This is a genomic window from Microvirga tunisiensis (genome assembly GCF_009296175.1).
GTDB lineage: Bacteria > Pseudomonadota > Alphaproteobacteria > Rhizobiales > Beijerinckiaceae > Microvirga > Microvirga tunisiensis.
Genome location: NZ_VOSK01000066.1, coordinates 20,015 through 28,023, shown reverse-complemented (window position 1 = coordinate 28,023; position 8,009 = coordinate 20,015). Strand labels below are relative to the sequence as shown.

Annotated in this window: 7 protein-coding genes and 1 pseudogene; 5 read left to right on the top strand and 3 right to left on the bottom strand. The window is 62.2% G+C overall.

Annotation, left to right across the window (positions count from 1 at the left end):
- Nucleotides 1–218 (top strand): annotated as a pseudogene (locus FS320_RS47185) (hypothetical protein); the annotation flags it as partial.
- An 18-nt stretch (nt 219–236) separates the two neighbouring features.
- On the opposite strand, the gene FS320_RS17420 reads toward FS320_RS47185, so the two are convergent.
- Nucleotides 237–1,189, bottom strand: a protein-coding gene (locus tag FS320_RS17420; RefSeq protein ID WP_274597186.1) for an IS630 family transposase whose coding sequence is annotated in 2 segments (ribosomal slippage) — nt 237–851 and nt 854–1,189 — 951 coding nt in all. Because the reading frame shifts where the segments join, the coding sequence is not laid out codon by codon here.
- A gap of 595 nt (nt 1,190–1,784) precedes the next feature.
- Here FS320_RS17420 and FS320_RS17415 point away from each other — a divergent pair.
- Both FS320_RS17415 and FS320_RS17410 read left to right on the top strand, forming a co-directional pair.
- On the top strand, nt 1,785–2,036 hold the full coding sequence (locus tag FS320_RS17415; RefSeq protein WP_152713094.1) for a type II toxin-antitoxin system VapB family antitoxin: 252 nt from the start codon (nt 1,785–1,787) through the stop codon (nt 2,034–2,036).
- The gene (locus FS320_RS17410; protein WP_152713093.1) at nt 2,036–2,425 is read left to right on the top strand and encodes a type II toxin-antitoxin system VapC family toxin; all 390 of its coding nucleotides are present in this window, start codon (nt 2,036–2,038) and stop codon (nt 2,423–2,425) included. Before FS320_RS17415 ends, FS320_RS17410 begins: the two co-directional genes overlap by 1 nt.
- Nucleotides 2,426–2,669: 244 nt before the next feature.
- Here the strand turns inward: FS320_RS17410 and FS320_RS17400 are convergent, their stop codons facing one another.
- Both FS320_RS17400 and FS320_RS17395 read right to left on the bottom strand, forming a co-directional pair.
- Nucleotides 2,670–3,098 carry a dihydrolipoyllysine-residue succinyltransferase component of 2-oxoglutarate dehydrogenase complex gene (locus FS320_RS17400; protein ID WP_152713092.1) on the bottom strand — a complete coding sequence of 143 codons (429 nt, stop codon included), beginning with the start codon at nt 3,096–3,098 and terminating at the stop codon, nt 2,670–2,672.
- A 14-nt stretch (nt 3,099–3,112) separates the two neighbouring features.
- Nucleotides 3,113–3,865, bottom strand: a complete 753-nt coding sequence (locus FS320_RS17395; protein ID WP_152713091.1) for a ParA family protein — start codon at nt 3,863–3,865, stop codon at nt 3,113–3,115.
- A 647-nt stretch (nt 3,866–4,512) separates the two neighbouring features.
- Here FS320_RS17395 and mobC point away from each other — a divergent pair.
- A complete protein-coding gene (gene mobC, locus FS320_RS17390; RefSeq protein WP_152713090.1) occupies nt 4,513–4,806 on the top strand; it encodes a plasmid mobilization relaxosome protein MobC in 294 nt (97 codons plus the stop codon).
- Complete coding sequence (locus tag FS320_RS17385; RefSeq protein ID WP_152713089.1) at nt 4,803–7,841, top strand: LPD7 domain-containing protein; 3,039 nt, start codon at nt 4,803–4,805, stop codon at nt 7,839–7,841. The genes mobC and FS320_RS17385 overlap by 4 nt, the downstream gene beginning before the upstream one ends.
- Nucleotides 7,842–8,009 lie beyond the last annotated feature (168 nt).

Genomic DNA, 8,009 nt, shown 5'->3' with positions numbered 1-8,009 from the left:
CGCCATCGGGGGGAGAGACGCCCGTCAGACGCGCCGCGGGGCTGTTGCCGCTCACCGTGCCGGAAGTGCGCCGTCTGCTCTGGCATCTGGTGTGGGAGCGGCCGCCTTCGGTTGAGGCCGTCGAGCACTGGTCGGTGTGGCGCCGGCGCCATCAGCAGCGGGCGCGCGAATGCCACTGGCGCAAACGCACCCGACGCCGACGCAAGGCCCGGCTGTAGTACTAGAGCAACGGGCATTCAGACGAATCCATACCCGGCAGCGGTGAAGTAGTTGCGGCATGCCTCGGGCTCGACCAGATCGCAAATGTTGCCGATGGCGCGCCAGAGCGCATCAAGCGTTCGGGCCTCAGCTTTGCGCAAGTGCGATTTGATCTGTGAGAAGACCTGTTCAATCGGATTCAAATCCGGACTGTAGGGTGGCAGGAACAGGAACCAGGCACCCTTTTGCTTGAGACACTGCGCGGCTTTCTCACTCTTGTGTGCCGGCAGGTTGTCGAGAATGACCACATCGCCCGGCGACAGCGTCGGCGCAAGCTGCGTCTCCACATAGGTTTCGAAGATGCGCCGGGTCATCGGCCCATCGATCACCCAGGGGGCACAAAGCTCATTGTAACGCAGCCCAGCGACAAAGGTCTGGGTTTTCCAATGACCAAACGGTGCTTTCGCATAAAGACGCTGCCCCTTGGGACAGCGCCCGCGCAGGCGGGTCATCTTGGTCGAGGTGCCGGTCTCATCGAGAAACACGAGCCGATGCGGCTCCTGGCGCATGCGCGGCTGGCGCTTGGTGCGCCAGTGCTCGCGCGCCTGGCGCACGTCGGAGCGTCCTTGTTCGCTGGCCCGCAGCGTTTTTTTTGGAAGCTGTAGCCTTGCCGAATGAACCAGCGCGCGATGGAGGCGGGCATGACCTTGGTGCCGAGGGCCGCCAGTTCCGCGGCAAGTTGCGGCATGGTGAGGTCGCCCTTCTCGGCGACACGCCTGATCAGGAACTCGCGATGCGGATCGAGCTTGGAGTAGCGCCAGCCGCCCTCTGGTTTGGCGGCCAGGCTGCCGGTGGCCCGATACGCCGCCATGAGCCGGACCACAAACGCAACCGAGACTTCGAAGTGGCGGGCAGCCTCATGGCAGGAATGGCCCGCCTCAACAAAGCGCGCCACCCGGCGGCGCAGATCCAGCGAGTAGGACTTGGTCATCGCTCATCTCCTCCAAAGAGGTTTGAGACAAGTGAATCACGAAGCCGCCACGCCGCATAGCCCCAACGATCCCGTCAGAACTGCCGTTGCTCTAGGCTATGAGGCGTCGAGCGGTTTACGGAAGCGCAAGGGAATAGAGATTAGGAAGACACAGCAGGTTTTGAGGGCGGAAGCAGCAGCGCCGAGCCAGCGGCGCGATCCGGGGAGATAGGCTCCCCGGTCGAGGCAAGCGCCTCGCCCTCAAACCGGAGGTGACAGCTATGTGGTTTCTACCCATTAGCTTCACGCTGGACATGAAAAAGACCCGGAAACACTGGCGAGTGAGACTCCGGGTCGATTTCTGGATCGTCTAGCAAAGAGCATGGCGGGCGAAAGCCCGCCGTGCACTCCGGCAATATAGCGCAAGCCGCGCCCTGATCCAAGTCTCCAGGTTTCAATCGGGTTTCACAGACGGCCGCGCCTTGCGAGGTCCGATCCGCCTTGCCGTTGCCGCCACTGCTCAACCGGGACAGCGGCCAAAGGAACTGGACGCGTACCTTTATGTTGAAATGGTACCTTAAACATGGTACCAATATACCCTTAGAAGGGTACCAAAATGGCGTTAAACATCAAAGATCCCGAATTGCTCAGCCAGATCGAACACTTGGCGCGGGTGCGCCGGGTCAAGAAAATGGACGTGATCAGGGATGCCCTCAACGGGGCTATGGAGAAGGAAAACAGCAAGAAGAGTGTTCGGGAGTTGCTTGCCCCTGTCCTCGACAAGGCAGCGCGGCTGGGAACCACCACCAGCACCATGACGTGGGAAGAGCATAAGCGCGCCTCTGACGAGGAATGGGGGGAAGAGTAATGTTTCTGGATGCGTCCGCCGTGTGCGGCATTCTGGCGAACGAAGAGGATAAGGATATGCTGCTCGCCAAGCTGGATGCCGCAACGACTCCGCTCACCACATCGCCCGTTGCCATGATGGAGAGCGTTCTTGCTGTCAGCAAAGCAAAGAAGATCACCATTGACGAGGCCGAGGATCTTGTGACGGACTTCATGACCGCCCTGAAGGTTCGGAACATCAGCATCACGCCGGAGATCGGAAAGCGCGCGATCCGGGCGCGTGTTCAGTATGGCAAGCCCCATCCGGCTCAATTGAACATGGGCGACACGTTCGCCTATGCCTGCGCGAAGAACTACAACATCCCCTTGCTGTATAAGGGGAAAGACTTTCCGCACACCGATTTGGGCTAGCGCGCCCGTCATGAGCTTGATCCGGCGTCCTGATAGCCACGCCGGATCTTGCCGCGCCGCAGAGCGGCGCAGGCTTTGTCGGCGGCTTGCGCCGCCGATCCTCCCCCATTCCCGCACCAGCACGATTGACCCGAACAAGTCGGGTTCCAACCGCATCACATAGAACCGAGCTATGTTGCGGGCTGGATCGCGCCGGGTCAGGAAAATCTCATTCACAGATCGCCGTCCTATCGTGCCGACGCCGCTATCGCTTTGCGGCCTGGTCGCGCAGGTAAGCGCCCACAGCTTCTTCAAGCACGTCGAAGGGAGAGATGCGCCGATCGAGAGCGATCCGGCGCACGCCAAGGACGAAATCAGTCCGCATTTGGACGCCCCACTTCTCGCGCTTTTGATCCGGCTTGGGACGCGGCGGCCGCCCCATCTTCTTTGGACCGGGCGCAGAAGCTTCTTCACCCGCCGACTTTGAAGATCGAACAGGCTCAGGCGGCACCGGAGCGGAGGGCGGTTTCACAGGCTCCGGTTCCGGTCTGGACGGTTGTGGGGCAGGGGGCTTGTCGCCAGTAATGATCTGCCCTGTGGCGGCGGCCGCTTCGCGGCCTTTCGCCAGGATTTCATCAAGGGAAAGCTCCTTCCCTCCACCAATGGCCGGGTCAGGCAGCGTAAACTTGGACATGGTATGATCCCGGCTCACACCGCCTCAGCGGCGAGAGCAGTTTCCCGCGTGTCCGGCTCGGCTACGCCCTCGCCGGTTGGTGCCGGGGCAGGCTGTTGCGGAGGAAGGCTCAGAAGGTCCAGGATTTCAGCCGTCAGGGCGGCGACGTTCGCGCGAGCCTTGCGCACACTCTCCGGGTTTGCATCCAAGGTTGCGAGCATCCCCTTGTCGTTGGTGATGGCCCGGAACTTGGGCCTTTGCTGTATGATGGTGCGGAAGTACGGGATCTTGTTGTTTTGGAGATAAGCAACCGCGTCCTTGAAGACCTGCGTTGTTCGGGCAATGCCCTCCACCTCGTTGAGGAACACCTGCACCCCACTGCTCCGGAAGTGAGCAGTGTATTGCACAAAAGGAAGCGCTTCCTCCAAATCAAGCTGACTGGCTCGGCTTGGCACTGCCACAACGTGAGCGCGGGCCGCGACAATCGCCATGACCGGGGAAAGGATGCCCTGAACGTCAATGAGCACAAAGCCGTCGTCGGGCAGCGCCTTGAGGCGTTCTGCCAACGCCGCCTCACCCAAGCACGATACAACTTCGATCCGCTCCGGCAGGCGATTGGCCGCCCGGCAGCGCTCGAACCATTTGACGGCGGACTGCTGAGGGTCCGTGTCGAGGATCAACACGCGCTCGCCTCGGGCGGCGATTTCCCCCGCCACGAGAATGCAGCTCGTGGTCTTGCCGCTCCCGCCCTTTGAGCTCGCGAACGCAACAATCGGCACCTGTGCCATCTTTCACACCCTCTTTCTCCGGCAGCCAAAAATCCTTCGATCACCCGCCGACGTTTCAAAGCTTTTGTCTCTTCCGAAGGTTTTGCGGCTTATGGCGGTTTCGGGAGTTTTGAACGCTCCAAAGTTTTGCAGCATTCAGAATTTTCCGAGCCTTATGCGCCTTTGAATCCTTCCGAGAATACAAGATATGTTCGTACTTAAGCAGGGTGAAAAGGGCAACATATATTTTAAAATTCGATGATTTATCCACCTCCTGAAGGTTTCGCGAGTTACCCGACTTAGGAGGGGCCAGAACCTTCCCGCACTTCGGAGCCTTTCAACCCCCTGGAAGTTTCTGGCGCTTTGCGGAGTTTTCGGACTTTCGAACCCTCGAAATGTTGAGAAGGTTCAGGGGGCAAAAAATTCGTAAGTCTGTTTCTTGAGTGGCAGGATAGGGGAAATTGTTATACACACTTTCCCATGTGCCCTGACCGGGCAGGTTTTGAGGCTCCGGCAGTTGCCACCTAGCGGCAACCGGAGCCTCCAGACTTCACACAGGACCCGAGATTTTGGCGGCTCCAGAGACCCGAAAAGACCTCGTTGCGGTACGGCTTCAACCGTCTGAACGGGCTCATTTCGCCGCCGTCTGCAAAGAGCATGGCGTCACCATGAGTGAGGGTTTCCGCCGATTGGCGCGCGCCGCAGGCGGACTTGGCCCGACGTTTGACGGCGAGGCAAAGGCCGCGATCGAAGAGCTGACCGCCCAAACCCGCGCCGTGGGTGTGAACCTCAATCAGATTGCGCGAGCCATGAACCAGGGCCTTATTCCGCCCGATCCGACCTTTCGGAAGGTGTTGGAGGACATCGCGAGCGCCATTCAGGCTTACGATCTGGTCTATGTTTCGATGGTGGCGCGGTCGCGGAAATTGGCGGTCGAAGCCCTCAAGGACGAGCAGGCATGATCGCCTCTAGCGTCTATGCCGGTCTCGATTTTGCCGGTCTGTCCTTTGTTGGACGTGCCCGGTTGAGAGCCATCCGTGAGGCGAACGAGATTGCGGCCGGTCTCTATGATGAGGCCCCCGCCAGGTCCTCGGCCGCCCCGCAGACTCCGGCTCCGAGCCGTGGCGTGCCGGCAGCACCCCGGCCAGCAAGCTACCTCCCCGCGTCCGGTTCGCGGATCATCGTCACCCCCGAAGAGGAGGAGCGCCGCCGCCCGCCGGTCGCAGCCGCAGGAGCCGGGATCGTCGCCGCGCGCCCGGTCCTGGCCGTGCAATCGGTTGGAGCCGTGCAGGACGTTTATGCGGTTCAGGTGGTTCGTTCGGTTGAGGTGAAGCGCGCCGCCCTCGCCATGGGCTCGCAAGCCGCCGTCGTGAAACTCGCCAGCTTTGCGAATGGCCGTGCCCGCGTGTCGGCGCTTCTGACCTACCAGAGCCATGATGGGGAGTTGGCCCTTGAGCGTGAGGACGGTTCCTATGTACAGGGCAGGGAGGCCATTCAGGCGCTTGTGGCCCGGTGGCAGGAGGACGCCCCGGCGCGCGAGCCGTCAAAAGACGTTCTCAGCTTCACCCTCACGATCGACGGCGAGGTTTCACAAAAGGACGCCCAGGCGGCTCTTGCCGAGGCGCTTGCCGGTCATCGCTATGCCTTCCGCATCGAGGAGGAGGGCGCTCAGTCCCGGCTTCATGTGGTGATGGCGGCCGCCAGCTCGCAGAGGGACGAGCAGGGCAGGGCGCTCCGGATCTTCGACACCAAGAAATCCCTTGGCGCCCTTGAGAGCCGCCTGTCGGATTCCTTTGAGGGAGCCACCTTCCAGAGCCATGGGTTCCTGCATGGGGTCGAGGGCGCAAGCGTTCGCCTCTTGCGCCTGTCCAAGCGCGGCGAGCAGAGCGTCATCACCAGCAGGGGCAAGGTTCTGACCGGCGAAGAGGCGGCACGGTCCGAGGCGAAGTCATGGAAGCGGGATCTGCGTTCGACCGATCAGCGCGAGGTTGCGCACATCATCTTTTCCGCCAAACCCGGCACTGACAAGGACGCCTTTGTGAGCGCCGTTCGCGCCACCCTGGACCGGGAATTTGCAGGCCGGGAATATGTGTTCGCCCTTCATACGAACCGGCAGCACATCCATGTTCATGCCGCCGTCCGAATGCGGGACAGCCACGGCAAGAAAATGGATCCGCGCATTCAGGATCTCCAGCGTTGGCGCGAGACACTGGCCCAGGAAGCCCGGCAGCGGAATATCCCTATGGAGGCTGTGAGCCGGTTCGAGCAGGCCCACGTTCCCGGCTACAAGCTCAAGGACATCCGCCGCGTCGAGCGCGGCACGGCCCCCGAGAGCGCCCGTCGTCGCGTCGAGGCGGCACAGACCCGCGCCGTTCACATTCCGACCCGCGAGGAAGGCCGCAAGCGTGCCAATGAGGTTGCGCGCGGGTGGCAGGCTGTCGCCATTGCCCGGGCCTCTGGTCCCGAGCCGACCCAGGCCCCCGATACGATCCGGCTTTACCGCGCCGAGCGGCCGGGAGCTCAAACGTCGAGCGCACCCCTGTTTTCACCCGACCGCGCCACCGCCGAGACATTGGCGGCCTCTTTCAAGGGCAGCGTCTCCTATGTGGACGTGCCCCGGTCGCGCCTGTCCGAAGTCACGCCCTCCCGCACCAATCCCGAGGCTTACGTCACGGTCAGCCGCGACCTGGCCGCACAGCAGCAGCCGTTGACGCCGACGCCGGAGCGGAGGGTGTTGGAGCTTCAAGAACGCACCCGCACGGCCATTGAGCGCGCCGAGCGGCAGTCCGAAAACCAGACCGAACCGAAACGACAACAGACCATGCCAAGGATCGAGCGGATGGAGAGCGCCCTGGCCTCCATCAAGGTCAATATCGGCGCGATCATCGAGGCGGCTCCCGAGGAGGCGCGGCCGGCCTTGGAGAAGGCCGCCGAGACGGCCATGCAGGATCTTGAGAGCGCCGTCGCTGAAAAGCGCAAGCAGGCCGAGAGCCGCCGTCCTGACATTGAGGGCGACCGTTATGTTGAGCCCAGGCCGAACAGCATTGAAGGCTTCCGGTCGAAGGCCAAGGGCTCGGACGTTCAGTATTTCCGTGAGACGCCGACGGGCGAGAAGCTGGCCTTTGTCGATAATGGCAAGCAGGTGAAGATCCATGACTGGAAGGACCGGGGGAGCGTTCGCGCGGCCCTGCAACTGTCCTCGGAGAAGTGGGATGGTCTGACGATCAAGGGCAACGACGCGTACAAGAGCATGGTTGTGAGCCTTGCGGCTGAGTACGGCTTCAAGATCACAAACCCGGAACTGCAAGAGCGGATCGCCGCCGAGCGGCAGCGCCTTGGCAAGCAGGACGCCCCGAAGGAAACCGCGGAGGTTCGCGAGGCCGCGCCGCAGCCGGAGAACGCGCAGGCCTCGCCCGCACAAAATCCCACCTCGAGCGCAGCCACCGAGCCGAAGACCGAAACCGCAGGCAAGCCGGAGGCCCACGCGTCGAAGGCCGAGGTCGCCCCGACCGCCAAGACGGAGAAGGACAGCGCCGAGCGGCCGCCCATGGTTGGCGTTCTCGTGAAAGTCGGGGAGGGCCGTTACAACGACGATCCGAAGAACGACGTTTCACAATACGTCGATATTCAGACGGAAACCGGCGTGCATCGGATCTGGAGCGTTCAGGTCGCCAAGGCTGTGAAAGCCGCCGACGCCCAACCGGGTGATACCGTGAAGGCGCAGTATCTCGGCAAAGAGCAGGTGACGAAGCCGGTTCCTTTGACGGACGAGAAGACCGGCGAAGTCACCCACCGCGAGGAAAAGCCCGTTGAGCGCGGCGTTTGGCGGACAGAGGTAGTGCGCCAGGTGCATAAGGAGCAGCCGGCGCAGCCGGAGGCAAAATCCGCCGAGGCCGAGAACAGGCAGGAGCAGGACCGCGCTGAGGATCAGCGCCAAGAGCAGCAGCGCCGGGAGACGGAGCGCCGCCAGAGCCATAAGCCCCGCCACCGGCGATAAGAGGCAGAGGTTCCGCTATGTCGCGCACAGTCCTTGACTATGAACGAGCTTCCGACGGTTCGACGGAGATCTTCGACGCTGTGACCGGGAGGGTTATCCTTCGCTTTCCGGCCAGCCTCTCGTTCATGGCCGCGCCGCTTTGGCACCTATGGCACATCACTTCATCGC